The sequence below is a fragment of the Blautia sp. LMAG:36 genome, assembly GCF_008680535.1.
Classification (GTDB): domain Bacteria; phylum Bacillota; class Clostridia; order Lachnospirales; family Lachnospiraceae; genus Blautia_A; species Blautia_A fusiformis.
This window is the reverse complement of record NZ_NALB01000006.1, coordinates 261,078-278,261: the sequence shown is the minus strand read 5'-3', so window position 1 is coordinate 278,261 and position 17,184 is coordinate 261,078. Positions and strand designations below refer to the sequence as shown.

17 protein-coding genes are annotated in these 17,184 nt (G+C 43.4%); 3 read left to right on the top strand and 14 right to left on the bottom strand.

The features are described 5' to 3' along the window. Nucleotides 1-7 precede the first annotated feature (7 nt). The 8 genes from asnS to CCC17_RS08640 form a co-directional block, all read right to left on the bottom strand. Nucleotides 8-1,399: an asparagine--tRNA ligase gene (gene asnS, locus CCC17_RS08675; protein WP_015525643.1), complete on the bottom strand. Its 1,392-nt coding sequence runs from the start codon at nt 1,397-1,399 to the stop codon at nt 8-10. Between the two features lie 203 nt (nt 1,400-1,602). Further along, nucleotides 1,603-2,136 (bottom strand): SGNH/GDSL hydrolase family protein, encoded by a 534-nt coding sequence (locus CCC17_RS08670; RefSeq protein WP_287082942.1) that lies wholly within the window; start codon nt 2,134-2,136, stop codon nt 1,603-1,605. Next, on the bottom strand, nt 2,133-3,080 hold the full coding sequence (locus CCC17_RS08665; protein WP_287082941.1) for an InlB B-repeat-containing protein: 948 nt from the start codon (nt 3,078-3,080) through the stop codon (nt 2,133-2,135). Before CCC17_RS08665 ends, CCC17_RS08670 begins: the two co-directional genes overlap by 4 nt. Before the next feature lie 53 nt (nt 3,081-3,133). Then, nucleotides 3,134-4,624 carry a UDP-glucose--hexose-1-phosphate uridylyltransferase gene (gene galT, locus CCC17_RS08660; RefSeq protein WP_287082940.1) on the bottom strand — a complete coding sequence of 497 codons (1,491 nt, stop codon included), beginning with the start codon at nt 4,622-4,624 and terminating at the stop codon, nt 3,134-3,136. Between the two features lie 139 nt (nt 4,625-4,763). Beyond that, the gene (locus CCC17_RS08655) at nt 4,764-7,217 is read right to left on the bottom strand and encodes a hypothetical protein (RefSeq protein WP_161209118.1); all 2,454 of its coding nucleotides are present in this window, start codon (nt 7,215-7,217) and stop codon (nt 4,764-4,766) included. Nucleotide 7,218: 1 nt separating this feature from the next. Beyond that, nucleotides 7,219-8,388 (bottom strand): class I SAM-dependent methyltransferase, encoded by a 1,170-nt coding sequence (locus CCC17_RS08650; protein WP_015525637.1) that lies wholly within the window; start codon nt 8,386-8,388, stop codon nt 7,219-7,221. 113 nt (nt 8,389-8,501) lie between these two features. Next, a complete protein-coding gene (locus CCC17_RS08645) occupies nt 8,502-8,882 on the bottom strand; it encodes a hypothetical protein (protein WP_021652849.1) in 381 nt (126 codons plus the stop codon). 78 nt (nt 8,883-8,960) lie between these two features. Further along, nucleotides 8,961-9,662, bottom strand: a complete 702-nt coding sequence (locus CCC17_RS08640; protein ID WP_278654913.1) for a 5'-methylthioadenosine/adenosylhomocysteine nucleosidase — start codon at nt 9,660-9,662, stop codon at nt 8,961-8,963. Nucleotides 9,663-9,836: 174 nt separating this feature from the next. Here CCC17_RS08640 and CCC17_RS08635 point away from each other — a divergent pair, with 174 nt between their 5' ends. Further along, on the top strand, nt 9,837-10,085 hold the full coding sequence (locus CCC17_RS08635) for a TIGR03905 family TSCPD domain-containing protein (protein WP_015525634.1): 249 nt from the start codon (nt 9,837-9,839) through the stop codon (nt 10,083-10,085). 117 nt (nt 10,086-10,202) lie between these two features. On the opposite strand, the gene CCC17_RS08630 is transcribed toward CCC17_RS08635, so the two are convergent. The 3 genes from CCC17_RS08630 to CCC17_RS08620 form a co-directional block, all read right to left on the bottom strand. Continuing rightward, nucleotides 10,203-11,819 carry an MBL fold metallo-hydrolase RNA specificity domain-containing protein gene (locus CCC17_RS08630; RefSeq protein WP_287082938.1) on the bottom strand — a complete coding sequence of 539 codons (1,617 nt, stop codon included), beginning with the start codon at nt 11,817-11,819 and terminating at the stop codon, nt 10,203-10,205. A 354-nt stretch (nt 11,820-12,173) separates the two neighbouring features. After that, nucleotides 12,174-12,653 carry a DUF6147 family protein gene (locus CCC17_RS08625; RefSeq protein ID WP_287082937.1) on the bottom strand — a complete coding sequence of 160 codons (480 nt, stop codon included), beginning with the start codon at nt 12,651-12,653 and terminating at the stop codon, nt 12,174-12,176. Nucleotides 12,654-12,719: 66 nt separating this feature from the next. After that, nucleotides 12,720-13,559: a DUF4367 domain-containing protein gene (locus CCC17_RS08620; protein WP_287082936.1), complete on the bottom strand. Its 840-nt coding sequence runs from the start codon at nt 13,557-13,559 to the stop codon at nt 12,720-12,722. Nucleotides 13,560-13,651: 92 nt separating this feature from the next. On the opposite strand from CCC17_RS08620, the gene CCC17_RS08615 reads away from it, so the two are divergent. Further along, nucleotides 13,652-14,719 carry an undecaprenyldiphospho-muramoylpentapeptide beta-N-acetylglucosaminyltransferase gene (locus tag CCC17_RS08615; protein WP_092072263.1) on the top strand — a complete coding sequence of 356 codons (1,068 nt, stop codon included), beginning with the start codon at nt 13,652-13,654 and terminating at the stop codon, nt 14,717-14,719. 64 nt (nt 14,720-14,783) lie between these two features. Here CCC17_RS08615 and CCC17_RS08610 read toward each other — a convergent pair whose 3' ends face one another. Beyond that, on the bottom strand, nt 14,784-15,311 hold the full coding sequence (locus CCC17_RS08610; RefSeq protein ID WP_059086207.1) for an RNA polymerase sigma factor: 528 nt from the start codon (nt 15,309-15,311) through the stop codon (nt 14,784-14,786). Nucleotides 15,312-15,334: 23 nt separating this feature from the next. Beyond that, the gene (locus tag CCC17_RS08605; protein ID WP_015525628.1) at nt 15,335-15,739 is read right to left on the bottom strand and encodes an HIT family protein; all 405 of its coding nucleotides are present in this window, start codon (nt 15,737-15,739) and stop codon (nt 15,335-15,337) included. Nucleotides 15,740-15,869: 130 nt separating this feature from the next. On the opposite strand from CCC17_RS08605, the gene CCC17_RS08600 reads away from it, so the two are divergent. Continuing rightward, nucleotides 15,870-16,544: a two-component system sensor histidine kinase NtrB gene (locus CCC17_RS08600; protein WP_144093378.1), complete on the top strand. Its 675-nt coding sequence runs from the start codon at nt 15,870-15,872 to the stop codon at nt 16,542-16,544. Here the strand turns inward: CCC17_RS08600 and CCC17_RS08595 are convergent. After that, nucleotides 16,511-17,113 carry a rhomboid family intramembrane serine protease gene (locus CCC17_RS08595; RefSeq protein WP_287082935.1) on the bottom strand — a complete coding sequence of 201 codons (603 nt, stop codon included), beginning with the start codon at nt 17,111-17,113 and terminating at the stop codon, nt 16,511-16,513. The genes CCC17_RS08600 and CCC17_RS08595 overlap by 34 nt on opposite strands. Nucleotides 17,114-17,184 lie beyond the last annotated feature (71 nt).

The following is a 17,184-nucleotide window of genomic DNA, read 5'->3' as shown; positions in this document are numbered from 1 at the left end:
GTTCTGATCAAAGATCGCAGTTCTTTACAGTTCTCGGGAATGGGATCACGTCACGGATGTTGCCCATACCTGTAAGGTACATGACACATCTCTCAAATCCAAGGCCAAAGCCGGAATGACGTGTGGAACCATATTTACGAAGATCCAGATAGAAATCGTAATCCTCCGGTTTCAGACCCAGCTCATCCATACGTGTTTTCAGCTTGTCGTAGTCATCCTCTCTCTGGCTTCCTCCGATGATCTCTCCGATTCCCGGCACCAGACAGTCCATAGCCGCAACTGTCTTTCCATCCTCGTTGAGTTTCATGTAGAATGCCTTGATCTCCTTCGGATAATCTGTAACAAATACCGGTCTCTTGTAGACCTGCTCTGTCAGATAGCGCTCATGCTCTGTCTGAAGATCACATCCCCAGAATACCTTGTAATCAAATTTGTCATTGTTCTTCTCAAGGATCTCAACAGCCTCTGTATAGGTCACATGTGCAAATTCAGAATTAAGCACATGGTTCAGTCTGTCAAGAAGCCCCTTGTCAATGAAGGAATTGAAGAAGTTCATTTCCTCCGGTGCATTCTCAAAGACATAACGGATCACGTATTTCAGCATAGCCTCTGCAAGCTCCATAGCGTCCTGAAGGTCTGCAAACGCACACTCAGGCTCGATCATCCAGAACTCAGCTGCATGACGGGTAGTGTTGGAATTCTCAGCACGGAAGGTCGGTCCGAATGTGTAGATGTTGCGGAATGCCTGTGCATAAGTCTCTCCGTTCAGCTGTCCGCTTACGGTAAGGTTTGTCTCCTTTCCGAAGAAATCCTGTGAATAATCAACACTTCCATCCTCTGTCAGCGGAATATTCTTCGGATCCAGTGTTGTTACCTGGAACATCTCTCCTGCACCTTCACAGTCACTTCCTGTGATCAGCGGTGTATGCACATAGACAAAGCCTCTCTCCTGGAAAAATTTATGGATCGCATATGCGCAAAGAGAACGTACACGGAATACAGCCTGGAAAGTATTTGTTCTCGGTCTTAAATGTGTCATGGTCCTTAAGTATTCAAGACTGTGTCTCTTCTTCTGAAGTGGATAATCCGGTGCGGAAGCCCCCTCTACAGATATCTCTGTTGCCTGGATCTCAAATGGCTGCTTCGCCTGAGGGGTAGCTACCAGTGTTCCCTTGACAATGATGGCTGCTCCAACATTCAGCTTGGAAACCTCTGCGAAATTCTCCATGTTATCGTGATATACGATCTGAAGAGTTTCAAAAAAGCTTCCATCATGAAGTACGATGAATCCAAATGCCTTGGAATCACGAACACTTCGTACCCATCCACCTACAGTGATCTCTTTGTCAAGATACTGTTCACGGTTTCTGTAAATCTCTTTCACTGTTGTCAGTTTCATAATCTATACCTCATTCCTCATATTCAGGATCACACGTCCCTGCGGACCTCCAAACGTCCGTATCGAATTAAGTATAGACTATTCTCATGGTTCGTGCAAGGAGTAATTGCCTTGCCGGACAGAAAAATAGCGGACCACCGGACAGAAAAATCCCGCCTGGCGGAATGTCTCCGGCAGACGGGATTTTTCTGTCTGTAATACCATTAATAATAAGATGCGTTGATACTTCCTGTGTTGAGATAAGTAATGCAGTAATAATAGATCCTCTTGAATGTCTTTGTTGTGTAGTGAAGTCCGTCATCGCCGTCATCCACACCATCATAGCGGGCATTGGTCCCGTAGCCTTTTTTCATAAGTACGCTGTACATATCAATATACTTGTAATACAAAGAAAGGCCGGAACGGATCTTGCTGTTGAATTCTCTTACCTGTGCCTCTGTACGGGCACCTCTTCCTGCTTTTGTGATCATAATGCTGTTGATCGGGTTTACGGACATGTAAAAGAGTTTACAGTTCTTACTTTTCAATGTGGATGCGATACTGGTCATATAGCTGACATAATTGCCTGCATTTCCCAGGTCATTGACACCCAGGTTAAAGATAACGGCGATCGGTTTGGAACCTTCTGTTTTGTCGATCTCTTCTATAAGCTGTGCATATCCTGTATCCCGGAACCAGCTCAAGCCCTTTCCTGGGTTTGCAACAAAAGAAACCCCATTTGTTACAGAACTGCTCATCTGTTTTTCAGTGTCGCCTGTATTCCTGCAGTACGGGAATCTCCCACAAAAATGACCTTACTGTACATCATACCGATAGCCGGATGAGCCATCTCATCGGAACTGATGTCCTTCTCCAGTGCACGGTTAAATACCGTCGCATACAGATTGGTGTTTTTGCTGATCCGCAGAAGTTCGCCGGCTTCATAATCCGGATCTGTGGAAGAACCGGTCCGTCTGGTCTTAGACCAGCCCATAAACGTATAACCTGTCGCATTGGATACGGATGGGAGCTTAAGGTAACCGCCCTTTCCAAGTGTTACTGTCTTCCATACGGTTCCGTTTGCCTTGCGGAGATTTACTTTTACTGATTGCATCTGTACGGAATAATATCTGATATTACCGGAGATTTTAATCTTCGTTCCTGCTTTTTTTGCAGTAGATGCCTTGCCGTTCTTTGCTGTCGACCAGCCAAGATTTACATATCCCGATCTGGACGGAACTGCAGGCAATGTGTAATATGTACCCTCTTCTACTTTTTTCTGCAGCTTCTTATATGCGGAATTGGTGCTTCCATTTCCAAGATAGAAGTTTACGGTATAATACTTACTCTTTCTGCGGACCGCATACAGAGTCATATCTTTTCTGACCTTTACGCTGGCACCTGCTTTATATACTACCTTGCTGCTCCTCTTCCGTGTGGTCCATCCGAGATTCTGATATCCCACAGCCTTGGGTACTGCCGGAAGCCGGATCGTGGTATTTAATGTCACATTCCGTGTCAGTGCAGTATACGTCTTACTTTTGCTGGTACCTGAATTATTATTGAACTTAACGGTATAAACAAGCTTCGCCGCCGACACCTTATGCGATGCAGCCGGCACAAAGATCAGTGCAGCTGCCACAAGTGCCAGCAAAAGCCATTTTATGCGAAGGACCTTACCGGTTTTTTCCCTGTTTTTCATATAAACAAACTCCTCCTGAAATACATATCCATCCCCGGGTGCCTCCGTACTTTTTACAGAGTATTGATAAATCTCATAAATGCATCCCTGCCCTCTGGTGTGCATTTATAAACACCGGCATCCTCCAGTACATGAACAAATACATTGCCCACTTCCCTGCGAAGGACTTCCTGGATATTATCTTTATCAAGTTTCTCATATTTTGGCAGAAATTCTGCAACCCATGCAGCATGTTTCTCAATTTTCTCATTGGAAGCGATATCCCTGCCGCTTAAAATGTATTCTTCAAGAAGCTCCAGCTCTTCTTTCAGACGGGCCGGAAGAACAGCGAGTCCCATAACTTCGATAAGACCGATATTCTCTTTCTTGATATGATGATAGCATGCATGCGGATGATAAACCCCCAGCGGATGCTCCTCTGTTGTGATATTGTTACGTAATGTCAGATCCAGTTCAAAGGTATCTCCCACTTTACGTGCGATCGGTGTGATTGTGTTGTGCGGCTCTCCGTCTGTTTCTGCAAAGATAAATGCAGCCTCATCCGTATATCCTCTCCAACCTGCCAGTACATGTGTTGCCAGATCGATCAGTCTCTTCTCGTCTTTGCTGCGGATACGCAGTACGGAAAGAGGCCATTTTACAATGCCGGCTTCCACATCTTCGTATCCCGGGATCGTCACATGCTTTTCAATCTCTGCCTTCGCCATGGCAAAGGTATAATGCCCGCCCTGGAAATGATCGTGGCTGAGGATAGAACCTCCTACGATTGGAAGATCCGCATTGGAGCCAAGGAAATAATGTGGGAACAGCTTTACAAAATCAAACAGCTTGATAAATGTATTTCTCTCGATCTTCATCGGAGTATGCTGACTGTTAAATACGATACAATGTTCATTGTAGTAAACATATGGAGAGTACTGGAAGCCCCATGGACTGTCATTGATGGTGATCGGGATGATCCTGTGGTTCTCCCTTGCCGGATGATTGACTCTTCCTGCATAGCCTTCATTTTCCGGACAAAGCAGACATTTTGGATAGCTGCTGGATTTTACCAGCTTGGCAGCTGCGATAGCCTTTGGGTCTTTTTCCGGCTTGGACAGGTTGATCGTGATATCGATCTTGCCATATTCGCTGTCTACTGTCCATTTCTGATCTTTTTTTACGCGATAACGTCTGATATAGTTACTGTCCTGACTCAGCTTATAAAAATAATCTGTGGCTTTTTCCGGATTTTCTTTATAAGCATCCCAGAATTCTCTCTGCACCTGGGCAGGACGCGGCATCAGACAGTTCATCAGTTTTGTATCAAAGAGATCTCTGTACACAATACTGTCCTCGATGATGCCCCTCTTTACAGCCTCATCAAGAAGTTCGTTCAAAGTCTCCTCAAGATTGATTTTAGCATACTCTGTCTCCGGTTCTGTATATTCGCTTTCCCCAAAGGCATCCAGAAGAAGATTGGTTGCATAAATTCTTTCGCATTCCGGAGTAATACCACTCTCCACCCCATACTGTACCAGTTTTTTAATACTTTCACTTAACATTGATTTTTCCCCTTTCCTGTCGCGCTTTTCCCGGAAAACAGGAAATTTTTTCCTATTTTCCGATTTATGCCAAACGGGAACTCCCGTCTTGCCATCCTGCTGTAACCCCATGGCCTTCATCCGGCCTGCTCTGTAAGCATCACTCTATGACGTTTTCTATATAGGTGAGAAATACATTTCCGGCACTCTCAAACAGCGCTGTACTGTCATTCATTCCATACGGGCTGATCTGCCCTGTTGCCGGATCATAAAGATAGGTATTATATTCATCATAGCCTACGATCACCACACTGGAATTTTCTCCTGTCTTGGCGATCACCGGTCTCTGGGCACTGACCTCATAAAGAACATTGTCAAGAGTGCAGCCGGTCAGATCGATCACCGTTCCCATATCACCAAGGCTATCCTGAAGTTCTTTTTTCTTCCAGTTGGCTGTACGTATACTTTCCGGTACATCCTCTATATTCATCTGGAGCTTTGTTTTTTTGTTTCCACGTTCCCAGACATACTGCTGCGCACGGTTAAGTACCACTCCAGTCTGCGCATCCGCGCGTTTCACAGCTGCAGCCGGATCGGTATAGATACGGTCAAGAGAACCATATGCATAAACATAATAAAGTTCTCCCTGTGGAACGGTAGTATCCAATGTTACCGATGAGTCTTCAGTACTCTCGATCTTGGAACAAACAAGCAGCGGACTGTCTGTCTCCGGTTTCTGGGTCATGGTCAGGCGGATCAGCGTTCCTGCACGGTTTGTAGTGATCAATGCTACATCTATCTGGCTTCCGGATGCTTTTTTGTTATTCATGATATTGTCCTTTTTCTGGACTGTATAAGCATTCCCCGATTTTGCAGAAAGTTCAAACTCCATCATGGTACTGCCAACCGTTACGTTGGTGATATAAAGGCCATCCTGACGATACTCTTTTTTCACCTTTCCTTTAAAGCTTTCAATGCGGAATGTACTGATTCCCTCTGTTTCATGTCCGTTGGCATCCGTAAGAATGTCTTCATCGGAAAGGATCCCATATACCAGATCTTCATTCATAAATCCCAGAGCTCTCAGATTTTTTCCGCTTTCCGGCGAAATATCTCTTGTTTTCAGAGAATCAAATTCAATTTCCCGGATCTTCCCTGCATCATCTCCGGATTCGATCAGCCATGCTGCATGTGCCTTGGTATCTGACACAACAAAATGGTTCTGTTTGATTCCTTCTTCCAGAACCTGTGAGGTTCCTGTCTCAATATCTACCTGATACAGCTTCTGTGCAAACAGCAGAAACAGCTGATTGTTTTTGTTTACATAAGTGAGTGTTCCAAGATCTTCCTTCAGGAACTCGTAGGATTCTGTACTTGGTATGAATACTTTTTCTTCCACCACATTACGGTCGCTGTTGTAGTGATAAACACAGACACCGCTGTATCCCTCGTGAACACCACGGTTCATGTAACCGTACAATACAAAGTCCACATCCCCGTTATCTGCCACTCGGATGATCTTGATATCATGTTCGTTGCGCACATATCTGGAATCGTTATCTTCCTCTTTGCGGAAGCTGAAGATCCTTGTGATCTTTCCGCTGGACGGTGCATAAGACCAGAGATCCCCATCCTGCTCAAAAGCAACGATCTTTCCACTGCTGTCTGAAGCATAGGTGACATTCTTATCACGGACACCCAGAAGCAGGCCTGCATCGGAAACTACCTTCTGAGACGGATCAAATACCTTCGTTGCAGAACGTTTAAAATCAAGCAGCATGATCCTTGTTTCTGTATAACGCATACGGTAAAATTCCGTAACATCATAAATTTCGGTTTTACCCTCATCATCCTGTGCGGAAACCTGATAATCCAGCGTGATACTTGCAGTCGTTTCATTGATATCATCGATCAGCGGAACTCCTTCCATGTAGAGCTTCGGAGAAAGGGATCCCCAGCTGATATTGGAAAGTCCAGAACTGATGGAAATATTATTGTAATTCGTTCCGCCGGAAATATCCTCCGCTTCCAGATATCCGGTCAGCGTATCTGCCTGTTCCTTGTCCAGACACTTTGTGGAAAAATCCTTGACAAACTGAAGATACGCTTCTGTATTCAACTGGGTTCTGGAAACCACTCTTGTATAGTAGTAAACTTCCCCCTCACTGGTATCCAGCGTGATCTGCATAGAATACTCCTGGTTCATGCGAAGGTCACTGCCGATCTCAATCTCTGTACTTAAACAGCCGTTGTCCTCTTTCGTGAGATTCTTGATCTTACGGTTCTCCATAACCTTGCTTCCGTCTGAAGTCCGTACCTCATAAGCAAGCCCTGTTACTGTATCAGCATATGGGTTGATCTCAAAAGACACTTTTTTGGTCGTATCCAGCGGAGTAATACTTCCTCTCATGAAATCGGTCTGCATCTGCTGTCTGTATCCATACATCTTATTTGCCTGGGTACTTCCGATCTTTACCATAACCTCCGGAAGTGTGGCATCGTTCATATCTGAGCGGTTATCTGTAGACTGACTGTTCATCAGAAATGAGGTCCCGGCTACTACTGCCACAAAGATCACCAGCAGTATCACTCCCTTACGTAGGATCTTCATCATGTCATTCTCCCTTCTGTGAGGCTGACTCTTCCGGATAAAGAAGCCTGTCCAGGGTAGGAGCCACATGAAGAGCCTTCATGGTATCCGAAAAACTGTCCCTGCTCTTTTTCTTTCCGGTTTTTACTGCGCGGATCAGAATATTCTTTGGTGTATGTTCCATATCGATAAATTCAAGAAGCTGGGTTTCATATCCTTTGCTTTCCAGAAGCTCGGCACGAAGACCATCTGTGATCAGAGCTGCCATTCTTTCCTTCAGGATCCCATAACGCATAACAGGCTGGAGCATTTCGTTTCGGATCTGACGATTCAGTTCATGCTGACAGCATGGAACAGACAGGATCACCTGAGCCCCCCATTCCACTGCCTTGGCCAGAGCGAAATCTGTTGCTGTATCGCAGGCATGAAGTGTCACCACCATGTCCACAGATGAAACACCTTCGTACCCTGCAATATCTCCCTGGTAAAAATGCAGCTTGTCATAACCATAAGATCTGGCCAATTCACTGCAATGCCGTATCACATCTTCCTTAAGATCCAGCCCTATGATGTTTACATCAAAACCCTCCAGTTCTCTGAGATAATAATACATAGCAAAAGTAAGATAGGATTTTCCGCAGCCAAAATCCAGGATCGTGATCTCTCTGTCTTTAGGAAGCTTCGGAAGGATATCCCTGATAAACTCCAGAAAGCGATTGATCTGTCTGAACTTGTCATATCTGGAAGCAACGATCTTTCCATCCTTTGTCATAACTCCCAGATCCACCAGAAACGGAGCTGCCGTTCCCTCTCTGAGAATGTACTGTTTCACCCGGTTATGAGGAGCGATCTTTATCTTCTCATTCTGTGCAGGCCCGTGTTGTTTTGTTTTGATGGTTGCTTTCCCTTTCTTGCTGATAAGGATACTTCCATCCTGACTGCGTCCGGTTGCCTGAAGCTGACGAAATTCCTCCATGGCATGCTCCAGATAAGCGATCATCTCTTCCCTGGTAAAATTCTTATGATAAACCTTCGTCCCTTCTGTCATGGACGCCTGGTAAAAAATCTGACCCTTCAGCTCCACAGGACGAAGCTTCACCTTGGAAGGTCCCTCGCCAGTCCTGCGGCCACTGACAACAGCCTGTATCAGCTGTTCATTAATCTGTTCTTCTAAAAATTCCCTTATTGTTTTCATCATACTTCCATTATATTCACTTTTTGTTTTATTGTATATGGACAGATGTTGTGCGAACCAGTTTTGGTCGCTTCTGCCAGTATCACTGTATCGTTCATGGGTAAACCGCCATTTTAATACTCAGTGCGGAAACATTTTCTGCACCTTCTCCTCCTGCATCTTCGTCTGGAAATCTCCTGATACACCAGCACTTCGATCAGATCATCCAGGAACCCTCCTGGAATCTCCTGTACACTGGTATCTCCTTCCATCTGTCCTTTCACCTGGTGGCAGATGTGATAGAGCATGAAACGATCCGGATATTCATCATACAGCCGGCTCCCCTCATAATCCAAAAGCTGACACTGTGCTTCCGCTTTTTCCTGGATCCTTCGGGCTGTATCCGGATAGTATGATCTCATCAGATCAAATTCCTTTTCCTGTTCTCTCTCTTCATTATAAAAACCAGGACTTCCCTGTGTAGCATAAAACGGATAAAAATCTGGATAGATCATAACTCTTCTGCTGTCCTCTCTCTGCTATCTCTTACAGTATATGCAGAAGAAAAATGACGGTTCCCTCCAAAGTTCCGATCAGGCCATCCGTTTCAGCATTCCCTGGGTCAGACGTACGCTGTGCTCAATTGCAAGCTTTTCAAAAGCCGGATAATCCATGTTTGCACTATTATCTGCTTTATCTGAGATAGCACGAATGATCAGGAATGGAACCCCGTTAAGAGCTGCTGCCTGTCCGATCGCTGCGCCCTCCATCTCAACAGCATAGGCGCTGAATTCCTTTACAATATTATCTTTTACACCCTGATCACATACAAACTGATCTCCGGAAGCAATTCTTCCTTCAAAAACCCTGATCTCCGGATTTACTTCCTCGCATACATCATGTGCGATCTTACGAAGGCACTCATCTGCCTGGAAGGAAAACTCTTTCATCTGCGGAATCTGTCCCTTCGGATATCCGAATCCGGTTGCATCCATATCATGATGAAGAACATCTGTGGAAAGTACGATATCTCCAATATTGATATCATTGTTAAGGCTTCCTGCGATACCGGTATTAATCACCGCTTCCACCTGAAAGAGATCTGCCAGGATCTGGGTGCACATGCCGGCATTTACCTTACCAATCCCGGACTGTACCACAACTACCTTCTTTCCTTCCAGAACACCCTCATAAAAATCCATTCCGGCTCTGGTAGTAATGGATACATTCTCCATAACCTCTTTCAGTCTTGCTACTTCCTGTTCCATTGCTCCTATGATTCCAACACATTTCATGATCTGTAAATCCTCTCTTTCAATATGATATCCCGCTGAATTTCACAGTTTTTTCCGTTCAGCAGTATCTTTTTCTTTTTCTACATTGTTCATTATAACAAATTTTATTTTTTATGGAAACTTTTTTTGAGAGATGCTATAATCGATAAATAAACAGAACAGGAGGTAACCAGAATGGTTTATAAGACAAAAGGCGTCTGTGCTCAGGGAATTGAGTTCGAGATCGACGATAATAAAAAAGTTCACAATATCAAGTTTACAGGCGGATGTTCCGGAAACACACAGGGTGTTGCACAGCTTGCAGAGGGAATGGATGCAGATGAAGTGATCTCCCGTCTGGAAGGCATCCGCTGCGGATTCAAACCAACTTCATGTCCGGATCAGCTTGCAAAAGCCATCCGCCAGGCATTGAACGAAGGCTGATCTCACATAATCTTATTTTGTATATCGTATTTATCATCACCCTGCGAAAAATTTCCGCAGGGTGATTTTAGGATGATTTGACAAAATAATTGTTTCAATGTTATCTTTGTTATCCGGTTAAATATCTGTTCTGTCCCACTTGTCACACAGTGACTGGATATCTCTTGTAAAACGATCCAGATCTTTATTGGGGCAGCCTTCATTCTTCCGGATCACGGACATCAGGCGACGTCCCATAGCCAGCAGCTTCTCATATGCACGGGCAGCCTTGGTTGTTTTCGGCGAAGCAGTTACCTTTACGATCCGAACACCAACAGCCTCATGGATACACCGGTTCTCTAGAAGATCATATTCAGTTCCACTAAAGGGTGCTGTTGCATCATACCCAAGCTCTTCTTTAAGCCTCTGGGCAAAAATCTCCGTCACCGTATCATCACCATGCGTAACAAATACGTGTTTTGGTCTCGTTTCAAAGGCTTTCGCCCATTCTATAAGTCCGTTTACATCAGCATGACCGCTGATTCCCGGCATTTTGCATATTTCAGCAGCTACCTGCACAGTCTCACCAAACAACTTCATCTCCACAGCACCTTCCAATAATGCCCGTCCCGGAGTTCCGATAGCCTGGTATCCAACAAAAAGAATGGTATTTCTGGGATTCCACAGATTGTGTTTCAGATGATGTTTGATACGACCAGCATCACACATACCGCTGGCGGAAATGATCACCTTGCAGTCCTCATCAAAATTGATAGCTCTGGAATCATCGGTAGTAACGGAGGTCTTCAATCCCTGAAAGGATAACGGATTGATACCTTTATTCAAAAGATCCATTGCTTCCTCATCATAGCAGGTATATGCATTCTCACTGAAGATCGTAGTTGCCTCATTGGCAAGGGGACTGTCTACATATACCGTAAAACCATCATGGCCGTGAACCAGTCCCTGTTCTTTGATCTGTCGGATAAAATACAGCATTTCCTGAGTACGGCCTACTGCAAAGGACGGGATCACCAAACTGCCGCCTCTGTCAAAGGTCCTCTGGATGATCTCTGCCAGTATTGCCGGATAATCCGGACGTTCTCCATGGCTGCGGTCTCCGTAGGTAGATTCCATCACAATATAATCTGCCTCTCGGATATATACCGGATCCCTGATCAGCGGCTGATTGATATTTCCGATATCGCCGGAAAAAACGATCTTTTCTGTTTTGTCCTCTTCCGTCATCCAGACTTCAATACTGCTAGAGCCAAGAAGATGTCCTGCATCCACAAATCTTACTTCGATTCCCTCTGCCGGTTTGATGATCTTATCATATGGGCATCTGACGAAGTTCCGGAGCACACCCATGGCATCTTCCATAGTGTATGCAGGAATAAATTCCGGTTTTCCTTCTCTCCGCCCCTTTCGGTTTCTCCACTCAGCCTCGAACATCTGGATATGTGCGCTGTCACGAAGCATGATATCGCAGAGATTACAAGTTGCCTCTGTCGCATAGATCGGCCCCTGATAGCCTTTTGCATACAAGGCCGGAAGATTTCCGGAATGATCCATGTGTGCATGTGTCAGAAGCACAAAATCCAGATCACCCGGAGCCACCGGAAGCTCCTTATTTTCATAATAATCCGGTCCCTGCTCCATTCCATAATCCACCAGAAACTTCCGTCCTGCCGCTTCCAGATAATAACAGCTTCCAGTCACCTCATGCGTAGCACCGATAAATGTTATCTTCATGCACAAGCCCCCTTTTCCGTCCCACGTTCTGAAATTTCCATATCAAAAAAGCCTGAAGGATCTCTCTGTGATATCCGATCGTCCAGAAACGCTGTGATATACAATTCCAAGAAGAAATAATCGACTTTTTGTTTATTAACGGTTTGTTATTGTATTTATTATACACGAAATATATGTTTTTTGACAGTCTTTTTGTGAAATATGTTTCTTTTTTTAAGGGGATTTTTTTAGTTTTTTTGATATTATTCAGAATTTTTAGACATTCCCCAGCGAAGGTAATGTAAAGTTTACTGGATTTTTTATTTTTTTTGGGGGTGTGGCATCGCTGGGGGTGTGATTTATTTTGTTGATTTGTTATTTTACGAGAATACCGCTGGTTAAGGTCTTTGTAGACTCTTTGCTTCCATCTTTAGCTGCGTGATAGCCTCGTACACGATAATAATATCCCTTCGGAACAATAACTGTAATATCTTTAACTAAATTACTTGCATTTGATGCGGAAAAACTCCAGTTTTTATATGTAGAATATGTTCCATTTACTTTTCTTTCCAAATAAACGTTCAAATAAACTTTATCGCATACATGATGGCACTGAGTTATTCCAGAGATTCCAACTTTATTACTTGCCATCTTTTTTATCGTTGTTGTTCCAAAACTTAAATTATTGCCTCTAAGAACACTGTACGTCGTATCTTCTGCATAATCTTCGTTTGTATCCGTTTCCACTGAAAAATCATCTGACAAACTTTCTGCCATCGCTGGAACTGCAAATAATATACTACAGCAGCATGCTAAAAACAACAGGCTTACTATTCTTTTCATTTTCTCTTTCATATAATGTCTTTCCTCCTTTAAACTTTCATTACACTATATATACGATGTGGAAAAGACATTATCTCGCTAAAATTTTATATTTTGAATCAATTTTATAAACTCCTTTTCTTCCATTTGAGCTTCTATTTGATAAAATTCTGTAGAATTATTCCAATACGCAACATAACTGACTTTCTTATCTCCTTTTGCCATTATTTTTTTTACCTCAATACGAATTTCCTCCTCCGGTAATTTAATAGTTTCTATTTCTTTTCCATCTAAACTTGCACCACTGCTTTTAGTTTCTTTATCATATTTATTAACATATACCGTTAAAATTGTATCCTCATAATCATACTGCAATAAAGCATATTCAAAGTCTTTACTGACATTGTAGTCTTTAAATTTGAAACCTTGAGGACGATACATTAAATATGGCAAATCAATATCCAATTTCTCTTCTATATCATCGATTGCCTTTTGTTCGTCTTCATATTCTTTCTCACTCTTTCTATCGTTGTCTATTACAATCTTCGTATCATCCCCAAACCAATACCTCACAGAATCAAGGAAATAACTCCTGTTCGCCTGGCTGGTCATGCTTGCGGCGAAGATGCTGGCTGAGCATACAAGTACTGCTGCCGCTACGCGAGCTGCTTTATGACTTTTCTTTTCGGGCAGATAAACGATTTTTACATTCTCTTTATGATCATCAGTTTTAATACTGTCAGTTTCGTCTTCTTTGTAAACACCATCTGCTTTCAGTTTTTCTACAAGCCTCTGATAAGCAGCCTTTGCCTCCTCTTCTGTTTCTCCATCATCAGGAATCACTCCATCTGGAAACAGGATTTTTTCCATCTCTTCGGTTTCTTTTTCATATTCTTCTGCCAACCATTTTTTCAGTTCAGCATCCCTGAAATTTTCCATTATTTTTCTCCTGTAATCCTATCTTTCCTTGACAATTCCTCCGTTAGAGTTCATATTTAATGATAGTATATGACTATTCAGGAGGAATCCAAATGAAACACATCGTACTTACCGGCGGTGGTACTGCCGGACATGTAACTCCAAATATTGCCCTGATTCCAAAGCTCAGGGAGCTTGGTTATAAGATTTCCTACATCGGTTCCTACGAAGGAATCGAAAAAAAACTGATCGAAGAACTTGGAATCCCATATTATGGAATCTCATCCGGAAAGCTGAGACGTTACTTCGATCTCAAAAACTTCTCTGACCCGTTTCGTGTACTGAAGGGATTCAGCCAGGCCAGAAAGATTCTGAAAGAGTTGAAACCGGACGTTGTTTTTTCTAAAGGCGGTTTCGTTACGGTTCCCGTTGTGATCGCGGCCAAACGTTTAAAAATCCCCGCACTGATCCACGAGTCCGACATGACTCCAGGTCTTGCCAATAAACTCTGTCTCTCTTCTGCATCCAGAATCTGCTGTAATTTTCCTGAGACAGTCGCCAATCTTCCTGCTGACAAAGCAGTTCTTACAGGAACTCCGATCCGCCAGGAACTTCTTTCCGGAAATGCGGAAAACGGTCGTAAATTCTGTGGTTTCACTGCTGACAAGCCGGTACTTATGGTCATCGGTGGAAGTCTGGGAGCTGCTTCTGTCAATGATAATGTCCGCAAGATCCTCCCTGAACTTCTGAAGGAATTCCAGGTTGTTCATCTCTGCGGAAAGGGAAAAACCGATGAATCTCTCAACGGTACTGCCGGATACGTCCAGTATGAATATATCCAGGACGAGCTTCCGGATCTGTTTGCCATGGCTGATATCGTGATCTCCCGCGCAGGCGCTAACGCAATCTGTGAGATCCGCGAACTTCATAAGCCAAATCTTCTGATCCCGCTTTCTGCCAAAGCCAGTCGTGGTGACCAGATCCTTAACGCTCGATCCTTCGAACGCCAGGGCTTCAGTAAAGTGCTGGAAGAAGAGGAGATTACAGAAGAAAAGCTTCTGGAAACCATCCGCCAGCTCTATACCGATCGTCAGAAATATACAGATGCTATGGCAGGAAACGGCCAGGTAGATTCCATCAGTAAGATCACTGATCTTATTGAAGAATGCGCCAGAGCCTGACTATATTTCCACAACATCCATATGAAAACTCTGCCACTCCCTTCCGGGCTGGCAGGGTTTTCTTTTATTCGTATACTTTGCGAAATTCTTCCTGCAGCCAGCGCTTCGCTTTATATATCCTGTTATTGACACCACTTTTCGTCAGACCATATTCTTCTGCAACTGTTTCAACGGAAATCTCCAGATATTTGACCTGAATTAAGATCTCATAATTTATCGGCTGTTTCTTTCGAAATCTTCTCAGCACCATATACATAAATTCTTTCTTCTCTTTACGCAGAAATACCTCTTCCGCATCAACCGAATTCTGTTCTTCCAGAAATGCCGCAACTTCTTCCTGACAGACAAACTCATGCTTGGAGCTTGATTTCTTTATATAATCCAAAGCCTTATTCATAGATGCCCTCTTAATCAGAGAAAACATCATCTTTTCATTATCAATATTCAGGCCATCCTTTATAGTATACATTTTGTAAAGTACATCCTGACTGACATCATCAGCAATACTCCAGTCATGGAGAACCCCATACGCATACCCTCTGGATATTTTTCGGTATTTAAGATAAAACTCTTCAAATGTCTGATTATTCATTTTTCCTCTTTAGTGGCTATTTGTCATTCTTTAATTTTCTTTAAGATTTCATCTCTCACCTCATCGCTGAGTTCTCCGGGTTTCCAGGTTAAACCAACACCATCTCCCTCATATCTCGGAATCAGATGCATGTGAAAATGAAACACAGTCTGTCCTGCGATCTCTCCATTGTTCTGCACAACATTAAATCCATCACAGTTCAGTGCATCTCTCAGCTTTCCTGCCATTTTTTTAGCCAGGATCATTGCTTTTCCGGCAGTCTCATCCGGAAGTTCATAAATATTCGCTGCATGCTTTTTCGGCAGGATCAATGAGTGTCCTTTGCTTGCCGGTCCCAGATCCAGAATCACGCGAAATTCCTCATCCTCATAAAGTGTTGCTGATGGAATCTCTCCATTTGCGATTTTACAAAATATGCAATCTCCCATTATTTTGTCCTCCTTGTTTGCAAAATTATTTTATCTATATTCTTATTTTGTCGTATTTTCTCGAATTTTTCAATACTGTTCTTGTTGATATTTGAAATTTCTGATGTTAATATTTTTTCGAGGTGATAATATGTGCAACGATACTACAGTCAGTAAATTGAAAAACGATTTTCATTATACACTTTCAAAATTTTCACATGAACTCCGGAATCCTCTGACTCTTATTAACAGCGGACTCCAGATGATCGCATCTGCACATCCTGAGGTCAAAGAATATGAGCACTGGGATGATGTTATGGATAATCTTGATTATGTAAAAGAACTTCTTGATGAACTTTCTGCATTTAATAATGCAGGCCATGTCAAAAGAGAAAACATTGACACCTGCAGCTACCTCCGAACGATCCTTTCCTCCATAAAACCTACTCTGGATTATCTGGAGATCACACTTGAAACAGATATTCCGGATTCATTGCCATCGATGGCTCTTGACCGGATCCGTGTCCGGCAGATGCTTCTGAATCTTCTGAAAAACGCATGGGAAGCCGTTCCCATTCCCGGAGGAAAGATTTCTTTTTCTGTCATTCCGGAAAATTCCGGCATCCGCATTGATATCCGGGATAACGGATGTGGAATCTCAAAAGAACAGCAGGCTACGATATTTCAGCCATTTTTTACAACCAAAGAATCCGGGACCGGCCTTGGCCTTGCTGTTTCAAAACAGATCGCTCAGGCACACAGTGGAGACATCACGCTTGAGAGCGCTCCCGGTCAGGGAACTGTTTTCCATATTTTTCTGGGATGATAAAGAATTACAGTGATCAGGAAACCACTCAACAAACCGCCTATATGCGCTACGTTATCCACGCCTTCACTTGCAAATCCGAAATACAGTGAAAATGCGGCCATGATCAGCATCTGTCTGACAGTTAGATCCGCCACTCTTCCTCTGTGCCGTATGATCACATAGATCATACCGCCCATGACTGCAAAAACAGCTCCGGAAGCTCCTGCAGATAAAGAAGCGTTTCCTGCATACATATCAAAAAACAAAGAGAGCATATTTCCGCCCAGACCACCAAATATATAGATCAGAAAAAATTTTATCTTTCCTGTTACCGGTTCCAGTCTCTGGCCAAGCACAAACAGAACCAACATATTATTGATCAGATGCGGCGCACCAAAATGCAGAAACATACTGCTAAACATCCGATACCACTGTCCCTGTTCCAGGATCAGCGGTGCATAAGCAGCACCGCATTCCAGCATATGCTGCCCGTTCTCCGAGCCGCCGGTAAATTCCACCACAAGAAAGATCAGCGTATTTATGAGGATCAGCAAAACTGTCACAGGTTCTTTTTTTATTTCTTCCAATTCCGGCCTCTTTCCACAGCGGTTCCGGAAATATCTCCCATAACTCGCTGTTATAATCTGAAAATTCGAAT

What these genes read in the sequence shown, in the direction of transcription:
- CCC17_RS08600 (WP_144093378.1), top strand. Translation starts at nt 15,870, where the DNA reads ATGTGCAACGATACTACAGTCAGTAAATTGAAAAACGATTTTCATTAT.
- CCC17_RS08655 (WP_161209118.1), bottom strand. Translation starts at nt 7,217, where the DNA reads ATGATGAAGATCCTACGTAAGGGAGTGATACTGCTGGTGATCTTTGTG.
- CCC17_RS08670 (WP_287082942.1), bottom strand. Translation starts at nt 2,136, where the DNA reads ATGAGCAGTTCTGTAACAAATGGGGTTTCTTTTGTTGCAAACCCAGGA.
- CCC17_RS08610 (WP_059086207.1), bottom strand. Translation starts at nt 15,311, where the DNA reads ATGAATAATCAGACATTTGAAGAGTTTTATCTTAAATACCGAAAAATA.
- CCC17_RS08665 (WP_287082941.1), bottom strand. Translation starts at nt 3,080, where the DNA reads ATGAAAAACAGGGAAAAAACCGGTAAGGTCCTTCGCATAAAATGGCTT.
- CCC17_RS08605 (WP_015525628.1), bottom strand. Translation starts at nt 15,739, where the DNA reads ATGGGAGATTGCATATTTTGTAAAATCGCAAATGGAGAGATTCCATCA.
- CCC17_RS08640 (WP_278654913.1), bottom strand. Translation starts at nt 9,662, where the DNA reads ATGAAATGTGTTGGAATCATAGGAGCAATGGAACAGGAAGTAGCAAGA.
- CCC17_RS08625 (WP_287082937.1), bottom strand. Translation starts at nt 12,653, where the DNA reads ATGAAAGAGAAAATGAAAAGAATAGTAAGCCTGTTGTTTTTAGCATGC.
- CCC17_RS08615 (WP_092072263.1), top strand. Translation starts at nt 13,652, where the DNA reads ATGAAACACATCGTACTTACCGGCGGTGGTACTGCCGGACATGTAACT.
- CCC17_RS08650 (WP_015525637.1), bottom strand. Translation starts at nt 8,388, where the DNA reads ATGAAAACAATAAGGGAATTTTTAGAAGAACAGATTAATGAACAGCTG.
- CCC17_RS08645 (WP_021652849.1), bottom strand. Translation starts at nt 8,882, where the DNA reads ATGATCTATCCAGATTTTTATCCGTTTTATGCTACACAGGGAAGTCCT.
- asnS (WP_015525643.1), bottom strand. Translation starts at nt 1,399, where the DNA reads ATGAAACTGACAACAGTGAAAGAGATTTACAGAAACCGTGAACAGTAT.
- galT (WP_287082940.1), bottom strand. Translation starts at nt 4,624, where the DNA reads ATGTTAAGTGAAAGTATTAAAAAACTGGTACAGTATGGGGTGGAGAGT.
- CCC17_RS08635 (WP_015525634.1), top strand. Translation starts at nt 9,837, where the DNA reads ATGGTTTATAAGACAAAAGGCGTCTGTGCTCAGGGAATTGAGTTCGAG.
- CCC17_RS08620 (WP_287082936.1), bottom strand. Translation starts at nt 13,559, where the DNA reads ATGGAAAATTTCAGGGATGCTGAACTGAAAAAATGGTTGGCAGAAGAA.
- CCC17_RS08630 (WP_287082938.1), bottom strand. Translation starts at nt 11,819, where the DNA reads ATGAAGATAACATTTATCGGTGCTACGCATGAGGTGACTGGAAGCTGT.